Source organism: Prochlorococcus sp. MIT 1304, from assembly GCF_047305015.1.
Classification (GTDB): Bacteria; Cyanobacteriota; Cyanobacteriia; order PCC-6307; family Cyanobiaceae; genus Prochlorococcus_A; species Prochlorococcus_A marinus_E.
The window spans coordinates 303,744-326,971 of record NZ_CP138974.1 but is presented as its reverse complement, the minus strand read 5'-3'; the positions used below and the strand labels follow the sequence as shown (position 1 = coordinate 326,971).

Genomic DNA, 23,228 nt, shown 5'->3' with positions numbered 1-23,228 from the left:
ATCTATTATTTCAATTTCTATTACATAATTATGGGACGCTCACTAAAAAAAGGACCTTTCATAGCAGATAGCTTGCTCAAAAAGGTAGAAAAACAAAATACTGATAATGATAAGTCTGTTATCAAAACTTGGTCGAGATCCTCTACGATTTTACCTTTAATGATCGGTCATACAATCGCTGTTCATAATGGCAAGACTCACATTCCAGTATTTATTACTGAACAAATGATTGGTCATAAACTCGGTGAATTTGCTCCTACACGCACTTACCGAGGTCATATAAGAGATAAGAAAGGAGCAAAATCATGACAACAACACCTGAAACACAAAAAACAGCCGTTGCACATGGGAACTATGTTCGCGGATCAGCCTCTAAAGTGAGAAGAGTTTTGGATCAGATAAGGGGTAGGTCCTATAGAGATGCATTGATTATGTTGGAATTTATGCCTTACAGATCTACAGACCCTATTACTAAAGTTCTAAGATCTGCGGTTGCCAATGCAGAACATAACCTTGGAATGGATCCATCTACCTTAGTTATTTCCTCTGCATGGGCTAATAGTGGTCCTGTAATGAAAAGGTATAGGCCCAGAGCTCAAGGTCGAGCTTTTTCAATTAAAAAACAGACTTGCCATATAAGTATTTCTGTAGAATCTGCTCCTACCCAAACTAATGCGGAGGTACAAAACTAATGGGACACAAAATACATCCTTCTGGACTGAGATTAGGCATTACACAAGAGCATCGCTCTAAGTGGTTTGCTACTTCTAAAACATATCCAATTCTTCTCCAAGAAGATTTTAAAATTCGTACTTTCATACAAAAAAAATATGGTGCAGCAGGAATTAGCGATGTTTTAATAGCTAGAAAAGCTGACCAACTGGAACTTGAATTAAAAACAGCAAGACCAGGAGTTATAGTTGGAAGACAAGGAAGTGGTATTGAAGAATTAAGATCTGGCATTCAAAAAACTATAGGAGATAGGACTAGGCAAGTCAGAATTAATGTTGTTGAAGTTGAACGCGTAGATGCAGATGCTTTTTTACTAGCAGAATATATTGCGCAACAACTAGAAAAAAGAGTCGCTTTTAGAAGAACTATAAGGATGGCCTTACAACGGGCTCAAAGGGCTGGAGTCTTAGGCCTCAAAATTCAAGTAGGTGGAAGGTTAAATGGTGCTGAAATAGCTAGAACAGAATGGACGAGAGAAGGTAGAGTACCCTTACATACTTTGAGAGCTGAAATTGATTATGCAACACGTGAAGCTAATACAACTTACGGAGTTCTAGGCATTAAAGTTTGGGTTTTCAAAGGTGAAGTTCTTCCTAAAGAAGAACAAACTATACCTGTGGGTGCGAGCCCTAAGAGGAAAGCAAGTAGAAGACCTCAGCAATTTGAGGATCGTTCAAATGAGAATTCATAGGAGGTATAAAAATGCTTAGTCCAAAACGTACTAAATTCCGTAAACAACACAGAGGCAGAATGAGAGGGGTAGCCTCAAAAGGTAATACTATTGCATTCGGTCAATTTGCTCTCCAAGCTCAAGACTGTGGTTGGGTCACTGCACGACAAATAGAGGCGAGTAGACGAGCTATGACAAGATATATCAAACGTGGTGGTCAAATCTGGATAAGAATATTTCCTGATAAACCTGTAACCATGAGACCTGCTGAAACTAGAATGGGTTCTGGTAAAGGTAATCCAGAGTTTTGGGTCGCAGTTGTAAAACCTGGAAGAATACTTTTTGAAATGGGGGGTGAGGATATCACTGAGGAAACTGCAAAGGAAGCTATGCGTCTGGCTCAATACAAACTTCCTGTAAAAACAAAATTTATCTCCATTGATAAAAATCTTGAAGTTTCCTCCCAAGAAAATACAAAAAATAGTAAAAAATCTCAAGAGGAGGTTAAACAATGAAAAACTCAGAGTCTCTTAAAGAATTTAAAAAATTAAATTCCGATCAAATTACTGAAAAGATTGGCCAATTAAGAAAAGATCTTTTTGAATTGAGATTCAAGCAAGCTACGAGACAGCTTAATGAAACTCATAAATTTAAAATCATCAAGAAACAAGTTGCGCAATTACTAACTCTTAGTAAGACTCAATCTGCTTCTAAAACTACTTCTGATTAATTATTAGTTATGGCACTTAAAGAAAGAATTGGTACTGTTGTCAGCGACAAAATGGATAAAACAGTTGTTGTTGCTGTTATTAATAGATATCCACACCCCACTTATAAAAAAATTGTAAGTAGGACTACGAGATATAAGGCGCATGATCCAGAAAATACATGTGTTTTAGGTGATCGAGTTAAAATAAGAGAAACTAGACCGCTTAGCGCCCATAAAAGATGGGCAATTGAAGAGATTCTGAATAAAACAAGCCAGGCTAAGGAGGTTAAAAAATGATTCAACAAGAAACCTATTTAACAGTTGCTGATAATAGCGGAGCGAAAAGACTTCAATGTATTAGGGTCTTAGGTTCTAATAGAAGATACGCACATGTTGGGGATGTAATTGTAGCAACTGTTAAAGATGCTCTTCCGAATATGGGAGTTAAGAAATCTGAAGTTGTGAAAGCCGTCATCGTTAGAACAAAAGCAACATTAAGAAGAAATACTGGTAATTCAATCAGATTTGATGATAATGCTGCTGTTTTGATTAATGAGGATAAGAATCCAAAAGGTACTAGAGTTTTTGGTCCTGTAGCCAGAGAACTGCGGGATAAAAATTATACAAAAATTGTTTCTCTTGCTCCGGAGGTGATTTAAATGTTGGATTCATTAAAACAAAAGAAGAATTTCCAAAGAATAAAAATGAGAATCAAAACTGGAGATTTAGTAAAAGTAATTAATGGCAAGGAAAAGGGGAAAACAGGAGAAGTTCTAAAAACTATTCCTCTTGAAAATAGAGTAGTAGTTAAGGGAATAAACCTTAGGACTAAACATGTAAAACCAACTCAGGAAGGGGAAACTGGGAGAATACTTACAGAGGAGGCATCTTTACATGCATCAAATGTAATGTTCTTCTCAAAGGAAAAAAATCTTACAAGTAAGATTGAATATTTTATTGATAAAGAGGGAGTTAAGAAAAGAAGACTGAAGAAGACTGGTGAAGTAATTGATTAATTTTTCATCAGAAACCAGATTTAAACTTTTTCTAATTTATCAATTCTGACAAAGACCAGAATTAACAAAAAAATTATGACTCTAAAAAATCGCTACAAAGAATCAATTAGACCAAAACTTTTAAAAGACCTTGGTCTTAAAAATATTCATCAAGTACCTAAAGTTGTCAAAGTCAACGTTAACAGAGGTCTTGGTGAGGCAGCTTCAAATTCAAAAGCTTTAGAGGCTTCCTTGAATGAAATGGCAACAATTACAGGGCAAAAGGCACTAGTAACTAGGGCCAAAAAAGCTATCGCGGGTTTTAAAATTCGTGAGGGTATGCCAATTGGTTGTACTGTAACTTTGAGAGGTGACAGGATGTATTCCTTTTTAGAGAGATTTATAAATCTAGCTTTACCAAGAATAAGAGACTTTAGAGGAGTTAATCCAAAAAGTTTTGATGGGAGGGGGAATTACACCGTTGGAGTGAAAGAGCAATTAATTTTTCCTGAAATCTCTTTTGATAAAATAGATTCAATAAGAGGTATGGATATAACTATTGTCACTAGTGCGAGATCAGATCAAGAGGGTAAAGCTCTCTTGCAAGAGTTAGGAATGCCTTTTAGTAAGAATTAAATTAAAACCATGTCAAATCACGATCCTATTTCAGATATGCTTACTCGAATTAGAAATGCGAGTCAAAAAAAGCATACAACCACATCAATCCCAAGTTCAAAAATGTCCCTAAGTATTGCAAAAGTACTTCAAAAAGAGGGTTTTATTTCTGACATTAATGAAGAAGGTGAAGGCTATAAGTCACAAATAATACTTGGTCTGAAATATAGTGGCAAGAATAAATTCCCTACTATTCGATCCATGCAAAGAGTTAGTAAACCTGGTTTGAGAATTTATAAAAATACTAGAGCTTTACCAAAAGTACTAGGAGGTCTTGGAGTTGCTATTATATCTACTTCTAAAGGTGTCATGAGTGATCGTGATGCTAGGAAGCAAGGTATAGGTGGTGAAGTACTTTGCTATGTTTATTAAGGAGGATTAATCATGTCAAGAATTGGAAAAACACCAGTACTGATACCAGACAAAGTATCTGTTGATTTTGATGGATTAACAGTTACAGTTAAAGGTCCTAAGGGTGAGTTAAAACGTCAGATGCCAGAAGGAGTTAGTTTTGATAAAAAAGATAATACTGTTATCGTAAGTCCCACTACTACCAAAATTTTCTCAAGGCAAAGACATGGTTTATGTAGAGCTTTAATAGCAAATATGGTTAAAGGGGTTAGTCAAGGTTTTTCAAAAAAACTTGAAATTGTAGGCGTTGGATCGAGAGCACAAGTAAAAGGTAAAAATCTAGTTGTTAGTGCAGGATATAGTCATCCTATAGAAATGATCCCCCCTGATGGTATAACATACAAGGTTGAGAGTAATACAAACGTTACTGTATCTGGAATTGATAAGGAAATTGTTGGTAATGAAGCAGCAAAAATCAGATCAATTAGACCTCCAGAACCATATAAAGGAAAAGGAATTAAATATCATGATGAGAGAATTCTCAGAAAAGCTGGTAAATCTGGCAAAAAATAATTCCAACTAAAAAAATGACCAAACTTTCCAGGAAATTACAAACCCAAAAAAGACATCGAAGATTAAGGAGATTCTTAATTGGAGATGCAACTCGTCCAAGATTGTCTGTTTTTCGCTCTAATAACCATATTTATGCTCAGGTTATAGATGATAGCGCTCAAACAACTATTTGCTCAGCTTCAACTGTTGATAAAGAACTAAGAGAAAAATCTGAGAAATTACCTTCTGATTGTAATTCTTCTTCAATTGTTGGAAAATTATTAGCAAAGAGAGCGATAAAAAAAGGTATTAAGCAAGTAATTTTTGACCGTGGAGGTAATTTATATCACGGGAGAGTAAAGGCACTTGCAGATGCTGCTCGTGAAGCTGGCTTAGAATTCTAACTCTTAATTTTTTACTATGACTGACACTCCAACAAAACAAGAAATTCAATCCAAGAACGATAATGTTCCTGGAGCTACGCCCGTAGAACAAAAAAAGAATAATCGTAATGATCGAAAAAGAAATAGAAGAGGTGATTCAAAAAATCTAGAGAGAGATTCTGATTGGCAAGAAAGAGTTGTTCAAATTCGACGCGTTTCTAAGACTGTTAAGGGGGGGAAAAAAATGAGTTTTAGAGCAATTGTTGTAGTAGGTAACGAAAAAGGTCAAGTTGGAGTTGGAGTTGGTAAGGCAGGGGATGTTATTGGTGCGGTGAGAAAGGGAGTTTCAGATGGTAAAAAGAATCTTGTTAGGGTTCCTTTAACACCAAATAATTCAATACCGACTTTATCTTTAGGTCGAGATGGTGCTGCTAATGTTCTAATTAGACCAGCTGCCCCAGGTACAGGTGTAATTGCTGGTGGTTCAATAAGAACTGTTTTAGAATTAGCCGGCATAAAAAATGTTTTAGCAAAAAGATTGGGTAGCAAAACACCTTTGAATAATGCTAGAGCTGCTATGGTAGCTCTTTCTCAATTAAGAACACACAAATCTGCCTCTAAGGAAAGAGGCATCTCACTTGAACAGCTCTATTCTTAAAATTATGACTTCAACATTAAATACACTTAAATCAAACTCTGGCTCGAGAAAGAAAAAATTAAGAAAGGGTAGAGGCATTGCAGCCGGTCAGGGTGCATCATGTGGTTTTGGAATGAGAGGACAAAAGTCACGTTCTGGAAGACCTACACGTCCAGGTTTTGAAGGTGGCCAAATGCCCTTATATAGAAGAGTTCCAAAATTAAAGCACTTTGAAATAATTAATCAAAAAAACTTTTCCATAATTAATTTAGAAAAATTAAATGATTTCAAAGATAACGATACTGTTAACCTAGACTCACTAGTTAAGAAAGGATTAATCTTCAAGCCAAAATTCCCTTTAAAAATTCTTGGTAACGGAAAACTTAATGTAAAGTTAAAAGTTCAAGCTCATGCATTTACAAAAGTTGCAAAACAAAAAATTGAGGACGCAGGTGGATCCTGCGAGCTTATAAATAATAAATAAATTTACTAAAAATTTAGGTAAGCTTTAAAATGTTTGTCAACAAAAGTAGAAATCCTAGCGCTTCTGAAATACTTTCTCAATTATTTTTAAATAAAGAGCTAAGGAGTAGAGTTTTAACTACTTTAGGTCTCCTCCTTTTAGTAAGACTTGGTATATATATCCCTATGCCTGGTATTGATAGGGTTGCTTTTAAAAGTTTTATAGATCAGGGGGGGCAATTAATAGGTTTTTTAGATATTTTTACTGGAGGAGGAATTTCAACTTTAGGAATATTCGCATTAGGCATACTTCCCTTTATCAACGCATCAATTATTATTCAGCTTCTCACAGCTTCATTGCCTGTTCTTGAAGATTTACAAAAGAATGAAGGAGAAGCGGGAAGAAGAAAAATTGCTCAAATAACTAGATATGTTTCATTAGGGTGGGGTTTTTTGCAAAGTATAATTTTTTCCTTAATTCTCAAACAATATGCTATTCAGGGAATAAGTGAAACTACCTTTGTCCTGCAAACCTCCATTGCCTTAGTTACTGGCTCAATGTTAGTAATGTGGTTTAGTGAAATTATTACGGAGAAAGGGATAGGTCAAGGAGCTTCATTGGTAATTTTTTTGAATATTGTTTCGACTTTACCTAAGGCTCTAAGTTCAACCATTGAAAAAGCTCAAACTGGCGATAGAGGAGATGTTTTAGGTATAGCAGTTTTACTTGGAGTATTTTTACTGACAATTGTTGGGATCATTTTTGTCCAAGAGGGAGCAAGACGCATTCCTATTGTTAGTGCAAAAAGGCAGATAGGAACTTCAACACTACTTCCTACAAGGCAAAGTTATTTACCCTTGAAATTAAATGCAGGAGGAGTCATGCCTATCATATTTGCATCTGCTTTAATCTTTTTACCTATAACTATTGCAAATGTTACGGGTAATCCAGTCTTAATTAAGTTAGCCAGTAGTTTAAATCCAGGATCTTCTAATCCATGGCCATATGCTCTTACATTCTTCTCTTTGATTTTGGGGTTTTCCTATTTTTATGCATCTCTTACCATCAATCCAGTTGATGTAGCTTCGAATTTAAAGAAAGGAGGAGTAGCGATACCGGGAGTTAGACCAGGAACTAATACAGCAAACTACCTATCAGGTATACAAAATAGGTTGACTTTATTGGGAGGATTATTTCTGGGTTCAGTCGCTATAATCCCTGCTGCAGTAGAGAGAGCTACAAATGTTCAGACCTTTCAAGGTCTAGGAGCAACTTCATTACTTATTCTTGTGGGTGTTGCTATAGATACTGCTAAGCAAATTCAAACTTATGTTATTTCACAAAGGTATGAGGGATTAATTAACAATTAATGAAGAAACATATACTATTTTTAGGAGCCCCTGGAGCAGGGAAAGGGACTCAAGCAGAATTGATAAGTCAAAGTAATTCTTATTTACACCTCTCTACGGGTGAATTATTAAGAAAAGAAATCGAAATGAATACTGCCCTTGGTATTCAGGTAAAAGATATTATGAATCGAGGGGAACTCGTTAGCGATGAACTCGTATTAAAGATAGTAAGACAAAATTTAGTCAAGGATAATAAAGGTTGGATTCTAGATGGTTACCCAAGAAATTTATCTCAAGCAAATTCATTGAATGAAGTCTTGAATGAAATAAATCAACCTTTGGAATTAGTTTTTTATCTAGATATTCCAGAAGAAGTACTAATTAAGCGTTTGCTTTTAAGAGGTAGAAAAGATGATACTGAAGAGACAATTAGAACAAGAGTTGATATTTATAAAAAAACTACAGAACCATTAATTCAATATTTTAAGGATCTCTCATTGATAGAATATATTGATGCTGATAGAGATTTAAAAACTATTTCATCTGATATCAAACAAAAAATGGCTTGATGATGATGTAGAATGTAATATTAACGTTATATTTGTTAAACCCCTATGAAGGTCCGATCTTCAGTCAAAAAAATTAGTCCTGACGATCAGATCGTGAGGAGAAGAGGTAAAATCTATGTTATTAACAAGAAAAGACCTCGCAATAAACAGCGTCAGGGTTAAATTTAAACCCTCAAATTTAAACTTTCATTTATTCAAAACACGTGGCCAGGATTGCAGGAATTGACATACCTCGCGAAAAGCGAGTTGAAATTGCACTTACATACGTCTATGGAATTGGTTTAACGAGATCAAAGCTAATTCTTGCTAATACGGGTGTAAACCCCGATACTCGCGTCAAAGACCTTTCAGATTCTGATGTCCAAAAACTAAGAGGTGCCACAGAAGAATTCACTTTAGAAGGGGATTTGAGAAGAAAAGAAGGAATGGCTTTAAAACGTCTACAAGATATAGGGTGCGTAAGAGGAAGAAGACATAGAATGAGTCTTCCAGTAAGGGGTCAAAGAACTAGAACCAATGCAAGAACAAGAAGGGGTTCTAGGAAAACGGTTGCCGGTAGAAAAAAATAATTAACTAAATCTATTTACAAATTGAAGTATTAACTTAAAAAATCATGCCAGCTACAGTAAAAAAAACAGGTTCAAAGAAATCTAAACGTAATGTACCAAATGGTGTGGTACACATCCAAAGCACATTTAATAATACTATCGTCTCAATTACTGACACCTCTGGTCATGTAATTTCTTGGTCTTCTGCAGGCGCAAGTGGATTTAAAGGCGCTAGGAAAGGGACGCCGTTTGCTGCTCAAACAGCTGCCGAAGCTGCAGCTAGAAGAGCACTTGATCAAGGTATGAGACAAATAGAAGTACTAGTTAGAGGGCCGGGCGCAGGTAGGGAAACGGCCATAAGAGCTTTACAAGTGGCCGGATTAGAAATAACTCTAATAAGAGATGTAACTCCATTACCTCATAATGGATGTAGAAGACCTAAACGGAGACGCGTTTAGATCTTAACCATTCTCACCCCCCTAAAAACCTCTTAACCTCATTATTTTCCGTGTTGCAATACCAGATTGAAAGAATCGACCATCAAATAGCAGATGATCGCTCCCAAACAGGAACTTTTTTAATTGGCCCTCTAGAAAGGGGACAAGCTACAACTTTGGGTAATTCTCTTAGAAGAGTCCTTATGGGAGGACTTGAAGGGAGTGCAGTTACTGCAGTAAGAATAGCAGGAATTAATCATGAATATGCCACTATTCCTGGAGTTAGAGAAGACGTTTTAGATATTCTTCTTAATTGCAAGCAACTATCAATAAATAGCACTAATCCAGAGCTCGAAATCGGCAGGTTAGTAGCTAGTGGTCCAATGGAGGTGAAGGCTAATGACATTCAATTCTCCTCTCAAGTTGAAATTGTTGACGGCGAAAAACCGATTGCGACTATTCAGGAGGGTCATAACTTAGAGTTGGAAATCCATGTTGAAAGAGGCGTTGGATATAGACCCGTCGACCGAAAGAGTGAAGAGACAACTGCCATTGATTTGCTTCAAATAGATGCTGTATTTATGCCGGTGAAGAGAGTGAACTTTACGATTGATGAAACTGCTGTAGCAGAAGGCGGAACGGGAAGAGAAAGATTAAAAATGGAAGTAGTAACAGATGGCTCAACCAGTCCTGACGATGCTATTGCTGAAGCTGCAAACCAATTAATAGAACTCTTCCAACCCCTCGCTACTGTAACAATGGTTGAAGAAATCCCTGAAGAACCTGAACCATCTCCTGAAGCTCAAATTCCTCTCGAGGAACTAAACTTGTCCGTTAGAGCATATAATTGTTTGAAACGGGCGCAAGTTAACTCAGTTTCAGATTTAATGGGCTTTAGCTATGAAGATCTTCTTGAAATTAAGAACTTTGGCTCTAAATCTGCAGATGAGGTGATTGAAGCTCTTGAGCGCATTGGCATTTCTATTCCACAAAGCAGAACATCTGTTTAACAATTTTTAAGATTATGAGACACCAACTTAGAATTCCATTATTAAGTAAACCTGCTGATCAGAGGAAAGCACTTCTGAGAGGTTTAACTACACAATTAATTAGAGAAGGTAGAGTAACGACAACAAAAGCTAGGGCAAAAGCTTTAAGAAATGAAGCTGAAAGAATGATTTCACTCGCCAAAGAGGGAAGTTTGGCTTCTAGGAGAAGGGCTATTGGATACATTTATGATAAAAAATTAGTTCATTCATTATTTGAAAAAGCGAAGGAAAGATATGGAGATAGAAATGGTGGATATACACGCATTGTTAGAACTGTATCTAGAAAAGGTGATAACGCTCAGATGGCTATAATCGAGCTTGTTTAAGTTAGTTAATTAAATGGGCTTTTACTAAAAAATAACTTTTGAAAAGGGTAGCTTTACTAGTCCAATATGATGGATCTCATTATTCAGGTTGGCAAAAACAAAAAAATGCAACTACTGTTCAAGAAATTTTAGACAGAGCTCTCTTAAAGATTACAAATCATACAGTGCAGACTTTTGCAGCAGGGAGGACTGATGCTGGTGTTCATGCATCAGGTCAAGTAGTACACTGTGATGTTGATTGTGTTGTTCCAGGAAATAGTTATTCTGATGTCTTAAATAGTCTTTTACCCTCATCAATTAGGATCTTGGAATCAATTGAGGTAAAAGATAGCTGGCATGCATGCTATTCAGCTCTGTATAGACACTATCGATATGTCATTAATAACAGTAAATTTCCAAACTTGTTCATCGATAATTGGTCATGGCATAGATATCAAAAAGTATTAGATGAAGTTTTAATGTTAAATGCATCAAGGCAAATGATAGGAGAACATGATTTTTTTGCTTTTCAGAAAACTGGTAGTAATAGAACAAACTCAATTACAAAAATAAAAAATATAGATATAAAAAGAGTAGAAGATTTGATTTTTGTTGATATTAAAGCTACTGGTTTTTTATATGGAATGGTTCGCCTAATTATTGGTCAACTAGTTTTAGTTGGAGAAAATAAAATATCGCCAGAAATTTTTACAGATAGATGGGTAAACAAAAAGAAAAATGATGTTAAAGAATCTGCTCCAGCTAAGGGGTTATGTTTTGTAAATGCTGTTTATGAAGAAAATGTTTTTAAAAAGATTAATAACAATGATTTTTTTCCTGTATTTATAATTAAGGGTTTTTCTTAAGTAAGGTTTAATTAAGCGAATTTTTTGTGTAAATCATTCAAAACTGTTGTTTAATATTCCTTCAGTAAGGTAGAATTTAAGACTAATTTAAATTTTATTCGCAGAAATTTGGTAAATGAATAAAACAATTACTCCATCTTTAGAAACAATTGAAAGAAATTGGTTTTTAGTTGACGCAAAAGATAAGACGCTTGGAAGACTTGCTACAGAAATTGCGACTGTATTAAGAGGTAAGAATAAACCAACATTTACACCTCATCTAGATACTGGAGATTTTGTCATTGTAGTAAATGCCGAGAAAGTTGAAGTAACAGGTAAAAAAGCATCACAAAAATTGTACAGGAGACATTCTGGAAGACCAGGAGGAATGAAAATTGAAAAATTTGAGTCTTTACAAGAAAGAATTCCTGAAAGAATAATCGAACAAGCTGTTAAGGGTATGCTGCCTCATAACTCTTTAGGGAGACAGCAATTTAAAAAACTAAAAGTTTATAAAGGTGCTGATCATCCTCATGCTGCTCAGAATCCTGTATTATTAAATAGTTAATTTATCAAAATGAATAGTCAAATAAAAAACAAAGCTGTGTATTGGGGAACTGGAAGAAGAAAAACTTCAGTAGCTAGAGTTCGCTTGATTCCAGGAAATGGTCTAATAAAAATTAATGGTCGTGCTGGAGATGATTACTTAAACTTTAATCCTCTACACTTAAATTCAATAAAAGCACCTTTGCAAACATTAGGCCTTGAAAATTCTTATGATATGTATGTAAATGTTTTTGGTGGTGGATTGACTGGTCAAGCAGATGCTATTAAGCAAGGTGCAGCTCGAGCACTTTGCGAATTATCTCCTGACAATAGGAAACCGCTAAAAACGGAAGGCCATCTTAGTAGAGATCCTAGAGCTAAGGAAAGAAGAAAATATGGCCTTAAAAAAGCAAGAAAAGCTCCTCAATTCTCAAAACGTTAAAGGAATTTAAATTATGCCAAAATCAGAAATACACCCAAAATGGTATCCAGATGCAAAAGTTATTTGTAATGGAGAAGTTGTAATGACTACTGGTTCCACGCAGCCTGAATTACATGTTGATGTTTGGAGTGGCAATCATCCATTCTTCACTGGAACTCAAAAGATTCTTGATACAGAAGGAAGAGTTGATAGGTTTATGAAAAAATATGGAATGGGTTCAGCTAATTCATCCGAATCAAAAGATCAAAAAGAAGAAAAAGATTCTAAAAAATAGAATTTTCAAAATTAAGCACAATTTCAATTGGAATACTCAACATTAATTGCAAGGTTGAAAACTGCTTCAGAAAGTTTTGAAAATTTGGAAGTGCAACTTGCAGATCCTGATATAGCTAATGATCCAAAAAAATTAGAATCAATAGCAAGAGAAAGATCAAAATTGGAACCTTTGGTGCTTGATTTTAATAAGTTGCTTGATACTGATAAAGAAATCGAAGATTCAAAAAATCTACTAAAAGAGAATAGAAATGATAAAGAAATGGAATCTTTGATAAATGAGGAGTTAATAACACTAGAGGAATCTAAGAGTGAACTGATTCAAAAAACTACAATCGCCTTATTGCCAAAAGACCCAAGAGATGAAAGAAGTGTAATGTTAGAAATCAGAGCCGGTGCTGGAGGTAACGAGGCTTGTATTTGGGCTGGTGATTTAGCAAGAATGTATGAAAGATATGGACAAAAAATTGGATGGTCTGTAAAACCTGTTAGTGCTTCCGAGTCAGATATGGGTGGATTTAAGGAGTTAGTTATCTCTGTTAAGGGAGATTCTGTATATAGTCAACTTAAATTTGAGGCTGGTGTACATAGAGTCCAAAGAGTTCCAGCTACTGAATCTCAAGGTAGAGTCCACACCTCTACTGCTACAGTTGCCGTAATGCCTGAGGCTGATCCTGTTGAGGTTAAAATTGATCCAACAGATCTAGAGGTTGGAACAGCAAGATCAGGAGGTGCAGGTGGACAAAATGTTAATAAGGTAGAGACAGCTATTGATCTTCTCCACAAGCCTACAGGAATAAGAGTTTTTTGTACTCAAGAGAGATCACAATTGCAAAATCGCGAACGAGCAATGGAAATTTTAAGAGCTAAATTGTATGAAATTCAATTAAAAGAAGCCAATGCAAAAGAGAGATCACAAAGGCTTTCCCAGGTTGGAACAGGCGATAGAAGTGAAAAAATCAGAACTTATAATTTTAAAGATAACAGGACAACTGATCACAGATTAGGTTCCAATTTTTCTCTTGAGCCAATTCTTGCTGGTCAATTAGATGAAGTGATTAATGCATGCATAGCGCAAGAACAAAAAAGAATGATGGAAGATTTTAATAAAGGAGTAAATTAAGATTTTTTATTAGATTGCAACCCCTATTACGTATTTACTCCATTCTTTATGCTTGCCAGAGTCAATTTGTCTTGTAGCTTCAAAATTTAGATTACTTAATGGACGATAAGGCTTACGTTTTAAGGGCATATTTGCCTCTTCTGGAGTTCGGTTACCTTTTTGTACATTGCATCTGAGGCATGCTGTTGTGACATTTTCCCAGTTATCTGTGCCACCTCTACTTCTCGGTAAAACATGATCTATTGATAGGTCACTACCTCTATAGTTACAGTACTGGCAAGAATTATTATCTCTTAGAAGAATATTTTTTCTTGTTAAAGAAACCTCTCTAAAAGGTACCTTCACGTAGTAGCGAAGTCTTATAACTGTCGGCAATTTTCTGCCACAATGTATTGAATATGATTTATCTTCCTCTAAGCTTTCTGCTTTACCTTTAATCATCAAAATTACTGCTCTTCGCCAGGAAGTGATGTTTAAAGGTTCATAAGATGCATTTAAAACTAGAGTCTGGCCCATGCCAAAATACAATTTACATGTCATGCTAACTGTATATTTCAATAAGCGCATACAATTGTGCAAAGTTAATGCAAATTCGGAAATCTAACCAGGAATTTAATTTTGATAAATATTCATTTTTTAAACAAGATATAGATCCAAAACAAAGGGCATGGATTGAAGTTAAAGGCAAAGCATTGGAGACAAATGTAAGGCAATTAAGAACAAAATTAAGAAAAAATTGTCAATTTATGGCGGTTGTCAAAGCTGATGGATATGGACATGATGCAAAAGTAGTATGTGACTACGCAATTAAAGGCGGAGCTTCGGAATTAGGCGTTGCAACTTTAGAAGAAGGGATTAAGCTACGTTCTTTTGGAGTTAAAAAACCAATTCTTATTTTAGGAAATCTATATACAAAAAGAGATTTAATAATATCCTTTAAAAATGACCTTATGCCAACTATAAGTAGTATAAGAGAGTGTTTAGTTTGCAATAATATCGGGAAGCACTTTGGGTTAAAATTTTCTTTACATCTTAAGGTTGATACTGGAATGTCAAGATTAGGATTTGAATCTAAAAAATTTATTCAGCAATTTGAAAAAATAAAATCTTTTGAGAACATTTCAATAGAAGGAATATATAGTCATTTATCATCTGCAGATGAAAATAACGCATTAGATTCTCAAAGTATTACACAATCACAAAGACTGAAGTTCAATGAATTATTAAAGCAAATTAATTTTGATAGAAATAATGAAATTAAGATTCATTTGGCTAATTCAGCGGGCATGCTTCTTAGCAAAGATTTTCATTTTCACATGGTACGTGTTGGGCTTTCAATGTACGGATACAGTCCTCTAGCTAAAATAGATAAAAATTTATTACTTAAACCAGCTTTATCTTTGAAGGTCAAAGTAGCTTTTATAAGAACTATTGATAAAGGGGTAAGTGTAAGTTATGGAGGCAAATTTGTAAGTAATAGAAAAACTAAGTTAGCTGTATTAAGTATTGGTTATGCAGATGGTGTACCAAGAAATCTTTCAGGCAAGATTAAAGTTATTCATAATAATAAATTTTATCCTCAAGTTGGATCTATAACTATGGACCAAATGATGGTAGACATAACAGATTCCAAGGAAATTAAAGTTGGTAGTATCATGGTATTACTAGGATCTGATGGAGATAAAACAATTTCTCCTCTTGAATGGTCAAGAAAATCTAATACTATCCCCTGGGAAATTCTTTGTTCTTTTAAAAATAGATTACCGAAAGTTCAAGTAGATTAGACATTTCGAATAAATAAAAAATTTTGAATGTTTGCAGAAAAATTGATAATGTATAAGAACTGGAGAGGTGGCTGAGTGGTTGAAAGCGGCTCCCTGCTAAGGAGTTACAGGAGGTAACTTTTGTCGAGGGTTCGAATCCCTCCCTCTCCGTGATTTATTTAGAAAATTTTTAATTAATATTTGTTTTAAAATAATTCAAGATTAATATCTTTAAGGTCATAAATAGAATTTAAAATCAAGTCAGCGCCTGCACTCCTTAGATTTGTTTCGTAAGAATTACGTTCTTCTAATAGAGAATCTACATGTAAATGAGGTGGAGCTATTCCGATACTGATGAATTTCTGAGATGGTATTTCCTTTCTAGCGTTCATAACTGTATTTATATCTGCAATAGTATCTCCTACATATGCAATGGGAATATTTGATTCGCCAAGTTTATCTCCAACAAGCTTTTTTGATAAGTTAATAAAACCTCTTGGATCAGGCTTGTCAGGGGCATCTCCCATAGATATTAATGGTGGTGATTTTAGTCCAAGTCTTTTTTCTAAAACAAATTTTGCAGAAGCAGACTCTGCACCACTAACAAAACCCCAGATTATTCCTTTACCTTGAATTAAATCAAAAAACTTTTTATCAACTAATAACTTCTCATTTGCAATGTAACCAGACCAATATTTACTATCTTTATTTGGATCTCCACCAAAGTAAAACTCTTCAAAACACTTTACTATTTCCTCTCTTGGAGGAATTTTGAGATTTAAGTTCTCTTTTTTTATATATCTTTTTATAAGTTCTAAACTTAAATCCCAGTCATTATTCCAGATCCCTTCATTTTTTGCATTATCAATATCGATATAACTTGGCTCCCATCCGGAAAATTTGTAAACTGTTTTTTTTAATGAAAGTCTGTAACTATTTTCTACGCTGCGAATTACCCCATCAATGTCAAACAAAATTAAACCAATATTTTTCAATTTTTTTTATTGCATCATTATTATCAAAGATTAGTATTCTTATAAAGAAAAAGCAAAGAAAAAAATTCTATTTATAAAATTATCAATTACCTAAACTTAATTTTGTAAATATCCTCTGGGGGTCAGAAAAATTTCGTCAACTAAAGTTGTTTGAGAATTGCCAATAATGATGACTGTTAACATATCAATCTCTTTAAAAGGAATGGTGTTTAAAGTAAAAAATTTTTTGGTTTGATTTTCTCTCCCTACTTCTCTAGCTATTAAAACTGGAGTATCCATATGCCTAGATTGTAAACATCTATTTATTACACTTTTCAATTGCCAATTTCTTTCAATGGATTGAGGATTAAATAAAGCTATTACAAAGTCACCCACTAGAGCACCTTCAATTCTTTTTTCTATTAAAGGCCATGGAGTTAATTTATCGCTTAAGCTTATTGAACAAAAGTCATTCATTAGTGGTGCTCCACTAATCGCAGCCGCTAATTGAACACTACTTATACCTGGGTGTACTTGAAAGTAAGGTCTATATTCTTTTTTTATTTTTTGAAGCAATTCTAAAAGTAAACCAGCCATGCCATAAAATCCAGATTCACCTGAAGAAATTAAAGCCACTTTTATTCCTTCCTCCGCTAGTTTAATTGCTTTACTACATCTCTCTTTTTCTTCAGTAAGTTTACTTTTAATTAAAACTTGATCACTCCTTTTTAAGGGCTTAATTAAATCTAAATACATTTTGTATCCGATCCAGACAGTACATCTTGAAAGTGCTTTTTTTGCATTACTGGTTAGGAAGGAGATATCACCAGGACCACTTCCAATAATATGTATTTCACCATGGGTTGGATTATACTGATTTTTTGACTCTGCTACAGCGATAGTTACTGCCCCAAATTGATTTTTAAAAATTCTTTTTTCTTCTAATAATTTTGATTCTTCTCCTGCTGCGAGTAAGCAAGAGGCTTCTGCTACGGAAGGTGTGCCAATTTCATTTTGTACGACATTTGATGGATTTGGAACAATTATTGTTGAAAGATCTTCTTTACTAAAAAACTTTATAGGCAAGTTTTTTTCTTCAGAAAGTTCTAAAATCCCTTTTTCATCTTTTTTTATATCAATAGTTGCAAATCCCGCAATTGATTGCTGTGATAAATTTCTTGACTCCAAAAAATTATTTAAAGAATTTTCTATTAACTCTTTGCTTGTATTTCTTTCACATCCAATACCAATCCACAATACGGGAGGATGCCAATTTCTTTCATTATTTTTGAATATACTCACATGAAATGTTGAATCTAGTTTTTCAATTTCTTTTTCATTAATTTGATTAATCATTGCCCCTGATTCTGAAGTATTCCATAAGCTATTTCCAGATGATTGTTTGCAAAATATTTCTTCGTTCTTAGCTTGTTTAATTACTAGTTTTGACCAATCCTTTATTTTGCCAGATCTTTTCCAACCCCATTGATTTCCAAATGCATCAAGATTTAAGAAGCTTTGATCATTGGAATTATTAGTTTCTATTATTTCGCCACCGAGTAAATTAGCAATTTGATATGCAATATTTTGCGAATTTGACTGATGTAAGCCAATTAAAGGAATTACCTTGGAACATTTGTTATCTATAACAATAATGCCTGGGTCTTGATCTTTAGAGGTTAAAAAAGAGTTTATTATTCTTATTGATGCAGCAATTGAGCCTACAAAAATTATTAAATCTATCTCGGGCCATTTTTTAAGTAAGATTTCTCTAGGTTTTTGTACTTGAATAAGTTCATTTTGCATTCCATCATCTTTTGAAGAACCTGCAATATATATATCTTTTACAAATTCGGTTTTTTTAAGCCTTTTTAAAATTTCTTTTGAATTATTAGATAGACCTATAGCAATTCCTTTCAAATCAGAAACTATTGATAGTTACGATGAAATTATATCCTCTCGCTGGATTTTAAGAAATTTCTTTTGAAATATAAAAAAAAATTTAAGAAATTTATTTAAAATTTGAGTAAAAATACTCATAATCTAGTCATAGACTAAAATTTAACAAAATATTCATATAGTAACAATCATTAGAACATTTGTTACGTTAATGCATAACGAAAGAATCTTTGCCTTATTATTTTTGAAACGAATATTTAAAGTTTCGAAGGATTCGTTTTCTTGAACATTATCATTAAAAATAAGTTCAAGATCCGATCAATCGGCTTTAATGTCAATTATTTTCGAGGTGCTAGATGACCATCAGCCCACCAGAAAGTGGAGAAAAAAACAAAAAGGTTTTGGAGGATCCTGTTAAGGCCGATCCAAGACCTATTGATTTTGCCAAATTAGATAAGCCAGGTTTCTGGTCAACTAAATTATCTAAGGGTCCAAAAACTACTACTTGGATCTGGAATTTACATGCAGATGCACATGATTTTGATGTGCATACAGGCGATGCTGAAGAAGCAACAAGAAAAATCTTTTCAGCTCATTTTGGACATCTTGCAGTCATTTTTATATGGATGAGTGCTGCATTTTTCCATGGAGCAAGATTTTCTAATTATTCAGGTTGGTTAGCTGATCCAACTCATGTCAAGCCAGGTGCTCAGCAAGTTTGGGCAATTGTTGGTCAAGAAATGCTTAATGCTGATCTTGGTGCTAACTACAATGGTATTCAAATCAGTTCAGGAATATTCCACATGTGGAGAGCATGGGGAATTACTAACGAGAGTGAACTGATGGCATTAGCAATAGGTGCTGTAGTAATGGCTGCACTTATGCTTCATGCGGGAATTTTTCATTATCATAAAGCCGCTCCAAAAATGGAGTGGTTCCAAGATATTGAGTCTATGCTAAACCACCATATAGCTGGTTTAGTCGGATTAGGATCTTTAGCATGGGCTGGTCACTGTATTCATATAGGAGCTCCTACAGCAGCTCTTTTAGATGCAATTGATGCAGGCTCTCCTTTAGTCATCAATGGTAAAGAGATAGCAACTATTGCAGATATGCCTATGCCGCATCAACTCTGTGATCCACAAATTATTGGTCAGATATTCCCAGGATTAGCAAGTGGTACAGGTAATTTCTTTAGCTTAAACTGGTTAGCTTTCTCAGACTTTCTCACTTTCAAAGGCGGACTTAACCCTGTTACAGGAAGTTTATGGATGACTGATGTTTCACATCATCATTTAGCTTTTGGTGTAATAGCAATCATTGGTGGTCATATGTATAGAACCAATTATGGTATTGGTCATAGTATGAAAGAAATATTAGATTCACAGCAAGGAGACCCAATATTATTCCCTGCTCCTAAAGGTCATCAAGGTCTTTTTGAGTTCATGGCAGAAAGTAGACATGCCCAGCTTGCGGTAAACCTAGCAATGCTTGGATCAATAAGCATACTTGTATCTCATCATATGTATGCGATGCCTCCATATCCATATATAGCTACTGACTACATGACAGTTCTTGGATTATTTACTCATCACATGTGGATAGGTGGATTATTCATAGTAGGTGCAGGAGCGCATGCTGGAATTGCAATGGTCAGAGATTACGATCCAGCAAAACATATTGATAATGTATTAGACAGAATTCTTAAAGCAAGAGATGCCCTAATCAGTCACTTGAACTGGGTATGTATGTGGTTAGGATTTCATAGTTTTGGACTCTATATTCACAACGATACTATGAGAGCTTTGGGAAGACCCCAAGATATGTTTAGTGATTCTGCAATCCAACTTCAGCCAATTTTTGCTCAATGGGTACAGAGTATTCAAGCATCTGCTGTTGGAACTTCTCTTTTAGCAGGTACTGCAGAAGCTCTACCTCACAAAGCTTTGAGTGAAGTTTTTAACGGAAGTTTAGTAGAAGTGGGTGGAAAGGTTGCTATAGCTCCGATTCCATTAGGGACTGCTGATTTAATGATTCATCATATTCATGCTTTCCAAATTCACGTTACTGTTTTGATACTTCTTAAAGGAGTTCTTTATGCAAGAAGTTCAAGGTTGATCCCTGATAAAGCTTCTTTAGGATTTAGATTCCCTTGTGATGGACCTGGTAGAGGTGGTACATGTCAAGTTTCTTCATGGGATCACGTGTTCTTAGCCCTTTTCTGGATGTATAACTGTTTATCCATAGTTATTTTCCACTTCTCTTGGAAAATGCAGAGTGATGTTTGGGGCCTTACCGGTGGTAACTTCGCACAAAGTTCCATTACTATTAATGGTTGGTTAAGAGATTTCCTTTGGGCGCAAGCTTCTCAAGTATTAACAAGTTATGGTCAATCCATAAGCATGTACGGTTTGATGTTCTTAGGAGCTCACTTCATATGGGCATTTAGTTTAATGTTCCTCTTTAGTGGACGCGGATATTGGCAAGAATTATTCGAATCAATTGTTTGGGCACACAACAAACTTAAAGTAGCCCCAACCATTCAACCAAGAGCTTTATCTATCACTCAGGGTAGAGCAGTAGGTGTAACACACTTCCTTGTCGGTGGTATTGCTACCACATGGGCTTTCTTCCATGCTCGCCTTTTCGGCCTGGGCTAATTACCTGAACTTCACCTCTTTAATTCAATGGCAACAAAATTTCCATCATTTAACCAGGGTCTAGCTCAGGACCCTACAACCAGACGAATATGGTACGGAATAGCTACCGCTCACGACTTTGAAAGTCATGATGGTATGACCGAAGAAAAGCTTTATCAGAAACTTTTCTCTACTCATTTTGGTCATTTAGCAATAATAGCGCTTTGGGTAGCTGGTAACTTGTTTCATATTGCTTGGCAAGGTAACTTCGAGCAATTTGTACTTGATCCAACCCACGTTCGTCCTATTGCTCATGCTATTTGGGATCCACATTTTGGATCTGGCATAACAGAGGCAATGACACAAGCTGGAGCTAGTGGTCCAGTAAACATAGCTTACTCAGGTCTCTACCATTGGTGGTACACAATTGGAATGAGAACCAATGAGCAACTCTTCCAAGCTTCAATATTTATGAGTATTTTGGCTTGTTGGACTCTATTTGCAGGTTGGCTACACTTACAGCCTAAATTCAGACCTTCTTTAGCTTGGTTTAAAAATGCAGAGTCAAGATTAAATCATCATTTAGCTGTCTTATTTGGTTTTAGTAGTATTGCTTGGACAGGACATTTAGTTCATGTTGCTATACCTGAATCAAGAGGTCAACATGTAGGTTGGGATAACTGGTTAACAGTGCTTCCACACCCTGCAGGACTAGCTCCTTTCTTTACTTTAAACTGGGGAGCATATGCTCAAAATCCTGATTCTCTAGATCAAGTTTTTGGAACAGCTGAGGGAGCTGGTACAGCAATCTTTACTTTCTTAGGTGGTCTTCACCCTCAAAGTGAAGCATTATGGCTTACTGACATTGCACATCATCATATTGCGATTGGAACAGTTTTTGTAATTGCAGGTCATATGTATAGAAATACTTTTGGTATTGGTCATAGCCTTAAAGAAATTACAGAAGCTCATAATACAAGACACCCTAATGATCCTCATAAAGGTAGTTTCGGAATTAACCACGATGGAATATATGAAACTGTCAATAACTCATTACATTTCCAACTTGGATTAGCATTAGCATCACTTGGTGTAGCAACTTCTCTTGTAGCCCAACATATGGGTGCACTTCCCTCTTATGCTTTTATTGCCAGGGACTACACCACACAATCTGCTTTATATAGTCATCATCAGTACATAGCAATGTTCTTGATGGTTGGTGCATTTGCTCATGGAGCCATTTTCTTTGTAAGAGATTATGATCCTGAACTAAATAAAGATAATGTTTTAGCAAGAGTACTTGGAACAAAGGAAGCTTTGATAAGTCATCTTAGTTGGGTAACAATGTTGCTTGGATTTCATACTCTTGGAATTTATGTTCACAACGATGTCGTTGTAGCTTTTGGTAATCCTGAAAAGCAAATTCTAATAGAGCCAGTATTTGCTCAATTCGTTCAAGCTGCTCAAGGTAAGATGATGTACGGCTTTAACGCTTTATTATCTGATCCTACAAGTTCAGCATCTCTAGCAGCTAATTCACTACCAGGTAATCATTACTGGATGGATCTTATCAATAGACAAGATGCATTAAGTGCTTTCCTACCCATCGGACCTGCAGATTTCCTAGTTCACCATGCTATCGCTTTAGGTCTTCATACAACTGCATTAATCCTTATCAAAGGTGCACTTGATGCTAGAGGTACAAAATTAATTCCTGATAAGAAAGATTTAGGTTATGCATTCCCTTGCGATGGACCTGGGCGCGGAGGTACTTGTGATAGTTCATCTTGGGACGCTATGTACTTAGCTATGTTCTGGGCATTAAATTTACTAGCATGGGTAACTTTCTACTGGCATTGGAAACACCTAGCAATTTGGCAGGGTAACGTAGCACAATTTAACGAATCAGGAACTTATCTAATGGGTTGGTTCAGAGATTATCTCTGGTTAAACTCTGCTCAACTTATTAATGGATATAATCCATTTGGAGTAAATTCTTTATCTCCTTGGGCTTGGATGTTCTTATTTGGTCACTTAGTTTGGGCTACTGGTTTCATGTTCCTAATTTCATGGCGTGGTTACTGGCAAGAGTTAATTGAAACATTAGTTTGGGCACATCAGCGTACTCCAATTGCTAACCTTGTTGGCTGGAGAGATAAACCTGTTGCACTTTCAATTGTTCAAGCTAGATTAGTTGGACTAGCACATTTCACGATTGGAAACATTCTTACATTCGGTGCATTTGTTATCGCATCAACTTCAGGTAAGTTTGGTTAAATTTTTCCTAAATAATTTGAATC

32 protein-coding genes and 1 tRNA gene are annotated in these 23,228 nt (G+C 35.2%); 30 read left to right on the top strand and 3 right to left on the bottom strand.

Annotation, left to right across the window (positions count from 1 at the left end; all coding sequences use genetic code 11):
* Positions 1-30: 30 nt before the first annotated feature.
* The 26 genes from rpsS to prfA all read left to right on the top strand — a co-directional run bounded on the left by rpsS (position 31) and on the right by prfA (position 13,653).
* The gene (gene rpsS, locus SIB45_RS01895; RefSeq protein WP_011819167.1) at positions 31-309 is read left to right on the top strand and encodes a 30S ribosomal protein S19; all 279 of its coding nucleotides are present in this window, start codon (positions 31-33) and stop codon (positions 307-309) included.
* Positions 306-692: a 50S ribosomal protein L22 gene (rplV, locus tag SIB45_RS01890; protein WP_011863656.1), complete on the top strand. Its 387-nt coding sequence runs from the start codon at positions 306-308 to the stop codon at positions 690-692. The genes rpsS and rplV overlap by 4 nt, the downstream gene beginning before the upstream one ends.
* The gene (gene rpsC / locus SIB45_RS01885) at positions 692-1,423 is read left to right on the top strand and encodes a 30S ribosomal protein S3 (RefSeq protein WP_011819165.1); all 732 of its coding nucleotides are present in this window, start codon (positions 692-694) and stop codon (positions 1,421-1,423) included. Before rplV ends, rpsC begins: the two co-directional genes overlap by 1 nt.
* Before the next feature lie 11 nt (positions 1,424-1,434).
* Positions 1,435-1,917: a 50S ribosomal protein L16 gene (gene rplP, locus SIB45_RS01880; protein WP_011863655.1), complete on the top strand. Its 483-nt coding sequence runs from the start codon at positions 1,435-1,437 to the stop codon at positions 1,915-1,917.
* A complete protein-coding gene (gene rpmC, locus SIB45_RS01875; RefSeq protein WP_011863654.1) occupies positions 1,914-2,132 on the top strand; it encodes a 50S ribosomal protein L29 in 219 nt (72 codons plus the stop codon). Before rplP ends, rpmC begins: the two co-directional genes overlap by 4 nt.
* Positions 2,133-2,141: 9 nt before the next feature.
* Positions 2,142-2,408 (top strand): 30S ribosomal protein S17, encoded by a 267-nt coding sequence (gene rpsQ, locus SIB45_RS01870; protein WP_011819162.1) that lies wholly within the window; start codon positions 2,142-2,144, stop codon positions 2,406-2,408.
* Positions 2,405-2,770: a 50S ribosomal protein L14 gene (gene rplN, locus SIB45_RS01865; RefSeq protein ID WP_002807235.1), complete on the top strand. Its 366-nt coding sequence runs from the start codon at positions 2,405-2,407 to the stop codon at positions 2,768-2,770. Before rpsQ ends, rplN begins: the two co-directional genes overlap by 4 nt.
* Entirely contained in the window at positions 2,771-3,127 is a 357-nt protein-coding gene (gene rplX / locus SIB45_RS01860) for a 50S ribosomal protein L24 (protein ID WP_011863653.1), read from the top strand.
* A gap of 75 nt (positions 3,128-3,202) precedes the next feature.
* The gene (gene rplE / locus SIB45_RS01855) at positions 3,203-3,742 is read left to right on the top strand and encodes a 50S ribosomal protein L5 (protein WP_011863652.1); all 540 of its coding nucleotides are present in this window, start codon (positions 3,203-3,205) and stop codon (positions 3,740-3,742) included.
* A gap of 9 nt (positions 3,743-3,751) precedes the next feature.
* Positions 3,752-4,153 (top strand): 30S ribosomal protein S8, encoded by a 402-nt coding sequence (gene rpsH / locus SIB45_RS01850; RefSeq protein WP_011863651.1) that lies wholly within the window; start codon positions 3,752-3,754, stop codon positions 4,151-4,153.
* Positions 4,154-4,165: 12 nt separating this feature from the next.
* Positions 4,166-4,705, top strand: a complete 540-nt coding sequence (gene rplF, locus SIB45_RS01845; RefSeq protein ID WP_011863650.1) for a 50S ribosomal protein L6 — start codon at positions 4,166-4,168, stop codon at positions 4,703-4,705.
* 14 nt (positions 4,706-4,719) lie between these two features.
* Positions 4,720-5,088 (top strand): 50S ribosomal protein L18, encoded by a 369-nt coding sequence (gene rplR, locus SIB45_RS01840; protein WP_011863649.1) that lies wholly within the window; start codon positions 4,720-4,722, stop codon positions 5,086-5,088.
* Positions 5,089-5,104: 16 nt separating this feature from the next.
* Positions 5,105-5,725 carry a 30S ribosomal protein S5 gene (rpsE, locus tag SIB45_RS01835; RefSeq protein ID WP_011863648.1) on the top strand — a complete coding sequence of 207 codons (621 nt, stop codon included), beginning with the start codon at positions 5,105-5,107 and terminating at the stop codon, positions 5,723-5,725.
* A gap of 4 nt (positions 5,726-5,729) precedes the next feature.
* Positions 5,730-6,188, top strand: a complete 459-nt coding sequence (rplO, locus tag SIB45_RS01830; RefSeq protein WP_011863647.1) for a 50S ribosomal protein L15 — start codon at positions 5,730-5,732, stop codon at positions 6,186-6,188.
* Between the two features lie 29 nt (positions 6,189-6,217).
* Positions 6,218-7,537 (top strand): preprotein translocase subunit SecY, encoded by a 1,320-nt coding sequence (gene secY / locus SIB45_RS01825; RefSeq protein WP_011863646.1) that lies wholly within the window; start codon positions 6,218-6,220, stop codon positions 7,535-7,537.
* Positions 7,537-8,085, top strand: a complete 549-nt coding sequence (locus SIB45_RS01820) for an adenylate kinase (protein ID WP_011863645.1) — start codon at positions 7,537-7,539, stop codon at positions 8,083-8,085. The genes secY and SIB45_RS01820 overlap by 1 nt, the downstream gene beginning before the upstream one ends.
* Positions 8,086-8,130: 45 nt before the next feature.
* Positions 8,131-8,247, top strand: a complete 117-nt coding sequence (gene rpmJ / locus SIB45_RS01815) for a 50S ribosomal protein L36 (protein ID WP_011377173.1) — start codon at positions 8,131-8,133, stop codon at positions 8,245-8,247.
* A gap of 41 nt (positions 8,248-8,288) precedes the next feature.
* A complete protein-coding gene (gene rpsM, locus SIB45_RS01810; RefSeq protein ID WP_002807728.1) occupies positions 8,289-8,654 on the top strand; it encodes a 30S ribosomal protein S13 in 366 nt (121 codons plus the stop codon).
* Positions 8,655-8,698: 44 nt separating this feature from the next.
* Positions 8,699-9,091, top strand: coding sequence for a 30S ribosomal protein S11 (rpsK, locus tag SIB45_RS01805; protein ID WP_011863644.1), 393 nt, complete (start codon positions 8,699-8,701; stop codon positions 9,089-9,091).
* Positions 9,092-9,141: 50 nt separating this feature from the next.
* Positions 9,142-10,080, top strand: coding sequence for a DNA-directed RNA polymerase subunit alpha (locus SIB45_RS01800; protein ID WP_011863643.1), 939 nt, complete (start codon positions 9,142-9,144; stop codon positions 10,078-10,080).
* 14 nt (positions 10,081-10,094) lie between these two features.
* Complete coding sequence (gene rplQ / locus SIB45_RS01795) at positions 10,095-10,445, top strand: 50S ribosomal protein L17 (RefSeq protein WP_011863642.1); 351 nt, start codon at positions 10,095-10,097, stop codon at positions 10,443-10,445.
* A gap of 38 nt (positions 10,446-10,483) precedes the next feature.
* Entirely contained in the window at positions 10,484-11,290 is an 807-nt protein-coding gene (truA, locus tag SIB45_RS01790) for a tRNA pseudouridine(38-40) synthase TruA (protein WP_011863641.1), read from the top strand.
* 115 nt (positions 11,291-11,405) lie between these two features.
* Positions 11,406-11,837, top strand: coding sequence for a 50S ribosomal protein L13 (gene rplM, locus SIB45_RS01785; RefSeq protein ID WP_011863640.1), 432 nt, complete (start codon positions 11,406-11,408; stop codon positions 11,835-11,837).
* A gap of 9 nt (positions 11,838-11,846) precedes the next feature.
* A complete protein-coding gene (gene rpsI / locus SIB45_RS01780) occupies positions 11,847-12,257 on the top strand; it encodes a 30S ribosomal protein S9 (protein WP_011863639.1) in 411 nt (136 codons plus the stop codon).
* A 13-nt stretch (positions 12,258-12,270) separates the two neighbouring features.
* Positions 12,271-12,531 (top strand): 50S ribosomal protein L31, encoded by a 261-nt coding sequence (rpmE, locus tag SIB45_RS01775; protein ID WP_011863638.1) that lies wholly within the window; start codon positions 12,271-12,273, stop codon positions 12,529-12,531.
* 27 nt (positions 12,532-12,558) lie between these two features.
* A complete protein-coding gene (prfA, locus tag SIB45_RS01770; protein WP_011863637.1) occupies positions 12,559-13,653 on the top strand; it encodes a peptide chain release factor 1 in 1,095 nt (364 codons plus the stop codon).
* A gap of 9 nt (positions 13,654-13,662) precedes the next feature.
* Here the strand turns inward: prfA and SIB45_RS01765 are convergent, their stop codons facing one another.
* Positions 13,663-14,220, bottom strand: coding sequence for an HNH endonuclease (locus SIB45_RS01765; protein WP_011863636.1), 558 nt, complete (start codon positions 14,218-14,220; stop codon positions 13,663-13,665).
* A 17-nt stretch (positions 14,221-14,237) separates the two neighbouring features.
* Between SIB45_RS01765 and alr the strand changes: the two genes are divergently transcribed.
* Positions 14,238-15,437, top strand: coding sequence for an alanine racemase (alr, locus tag SIB45_RS01760; RefSeq protein ID WP_011863635.1), 1,200 nt, complete (start codon positions 14,238-14,240; stop codon positions 15,435-15,437).
* Between the two features lie 61 nt (positions 15,438-15,498).
* Positions 15,499-15,587: transfer RNA gene (locus tag SIB45_RS01755), tRNA-Ser, on the top strand.
* 35 nt (positions 15,588-15,622) lie between these two features.
* Here SIB45_RS01755 and SIB45_RS01750 read toward each other — a convergent pair.
* Together SIB45_RS01750 and cobJ are read right to left on the bottom strand one after the other, a co-directional pair.
* Positions 15,623-16,411, bottom strand: coding sequence for a TIGR01548 family HAD-type hydrolase (locus SIB45_RS01750; protein ID WP_011863634.1), 789 nt, complete (start codon positions 16,409-16,411; stop codon positions 15,623-15,625).
* A 96-nt stretch (positions 16,412-16,507) separates the two neighbouring features.
* The gene (gene cobJ, locus SIB45_RS01745) at positions 16,508-18,310 is read right to left on the bottom strand and encodes a precorrin-3B C(17)-methyltransferase (RefSeq protein ID WP_011863633.1); all 1,803 of its coding nucleotides are present in this window, start codon (positions 18,308-18,310) and stop codon (positions 16,508-16,510) included.
* A gap of 335 nt (positions 18,311-18,645) precedes the next feature.
* Here cobJ and psaA point away from each other — a divergent pair, with 335 nt between their 5' ends.
* Both psaA and psaB read left to right on the top strand, forming a co-directional pair.
* Complete coding sequence (gene psaA, locus SIB45_RS01740; RefSeq protein ID WP_011863632.1) at positions 18,646-20,949, top strand: photosystem I core protein PsaA; 2,304 nt, start codon at positions 18,646-18,648, stop codon at positions 20,947-20,949.
* A gap of 27 nt (positions 20,950-20,976) precedes the next feature.
* The gene (gene psaB, locus SIB45_RS01735; RefSeq protein WP_011819135.1) at positions 20,977-23,205 is read left to right on the top strand and encodes a photosystem I core protein PsaB; all 2,229 of its coding nucleotides are present in this window, start codon (positions 20,977-20,979) and stop codon (positions 23,203-23,205) included.
* Positions 23,206-23,228: the final 23 nt, after the last annotated feature.

Bases quoted from the DNA above. Each gene is read 5' to 3' on its own strand.
- rpsS (WP_011819167.1), top strand. From the start codon at position 31: ATGGGACGCTCACTAAAAAAAGGACCTTTCATAGCAGATAGCTTGCTC.
- rplV (WP_011863656.1), top strand. From the start codon at position 306: ATGACAACAACACCTGAAACACAAAAAACAGCCGTTGCACATGGGAAC.
- rpsC (WP_011819165.1), top strand. From the start codon at position 692: ATGGGACACAAAATACATCCTTCTGGACTGAGATTAGGCATTACACAA.
- rplP (WP_011863655.1), top strand. From the start codon at position 1,435: ATGCTTAGTCCAAAACGTACTAAATTCCGTAAACAACACAGAGGCAGA.
- rpmC (WP_011863654.1), top strand. From the start codon at position 1,914: ATGAAAAACTCAGAGTCTCTTAAAGAATTTAAAAAATTAAATTCCGAT.
- rpsQ (WP_011819162.1), top strand. From the start codon at position 2,142: ATGGCACTTAAAGAAAGAATTGGTACTGTTGTCAGCGACAAAATGGAT.
- rplN (WP_002807235.1), top strand. From the start codon at position 2,405: ATGATTCAACAAGAAACCTATTTAACAGTTGCTGATAATAGCGGAGCG.
- rplX (WP_011863653.1), top strand. From the start codon at position 2,771: ATGTTGGATTCATTAAAACAAAAGAAGAATTTCCAAAGAATAAAAATG.
- rplE (WP_011863652.1), top strand. From the start codon at position 3,203: ATGACTCTAAAAAATCGCTACAAAGAATCAATTAGACCAAAACTTTTA.
- rpsH (WP_011863651.1), top strand. From the start codon at position 3,752: ATGTCAAATCACGATCCTATTTCAGATATGCTTACTCGAATTAGAAAT.
- rplF (WP_011863650.1), top strand. From the start codon at position 4,166: ATGTCAAGAATTGGAAAAACACCAGTACTGATACCAGACAAAGTATCT.
- rplR (WP_011863649.1), top strand. From the start codon at position 4,720: ATGACCAAACTTTCCAGGAAATTACAAACCCAAAAAAGACATCGAAGA.
- rpsE (WP_011863648.1), top strand. From the start codon at position 5,105: ATGACTGACACTCCAACAAAACAAGAAATTCAATCCAAGAACGATAAT.
- rplO (WP_011863647.1), top strand. From the start codon at position 5,730: ATGACTTCAACATTAAATACACTTAAATCAAACTCTGGCTCGAGAAAG.
- secY (WP_011863646.1), top strand. From the start codon at position 6,218: ATGTTTGTCAACAAAAGTAGAAATCCTAGCGCTTCTGAAATACTTTCT.
- SIB45_RS01820 (WP_011863645.1), top strand. From the start codon at position 7,537: ATGAAGAAACATATACTATTTTTAGGAGCCCCTGGAGCAGGGAAAGGG.
- rpmJ (WP_011377173.1), top strand. From the start codon at position 8,131: ATGAAGGTCCGATCTTCAGTCAAAAAAATTAGTCCTGACGATCAGATC.
- rpsK (WP_011863644.1), top strand. From the start codon at position 8,699: ATGCCAGCTACAGTAAAAAAAACAGGTTCAAAGAAATCTAAACGTAAT.
- rplQ (WP_011863642.1), top strand. From the start codon at position 10,095: ATGAGACACCAACTTAGAATTCCATTATTAAGTAAACCTGCTGATCAG.
- rplM (WP_011863640.1), top strand. From the start codon at position 11,406: ATGAATAAAACAATTACTCCATCTTTAGAAACAATTGAAAGAAATTGG.
- rpsI (WP_011863639.1), top strand. From the start codon at position 11,847: ATGAATAGTCAAATAAAAAACAAAGCTGTGTATTGGGGAACTGGAAGA.
- rpmE (WP_011863638.1), top strand. From the start codon at position 12,271: ATGCCAAAATCAGAAATACACCCAAAATGGTATCCAGATGCAAAAGTT.
- SIB45_RS01765 (WP_011863636.1), bottom strand. From the start codon at position 14,220: ATGCGCTTATTGAAATATACAGTTAGCATGACATGTAAATTGTATTTT.
- alr (WP_011863635.1), top strand. From the start codon at position 14,238: ATGCAAATTCGGAAATCTAACCAGGAATTTAATTTTGATAAATATTCA.
- psaA (WP_011863632.1), top strand. From the start codon at position 18,646: ATGACCATCAGCCCACCAGAAAGTGGAGAAAAAAACAAAAAGGTTTTG.
- psaB (WP_011819135.1), top strand. From the start codon at position 20,977: ATGGCAACAAAATTTCCATCATTTAACCAGGGTCTAGCTCAGGACCCT.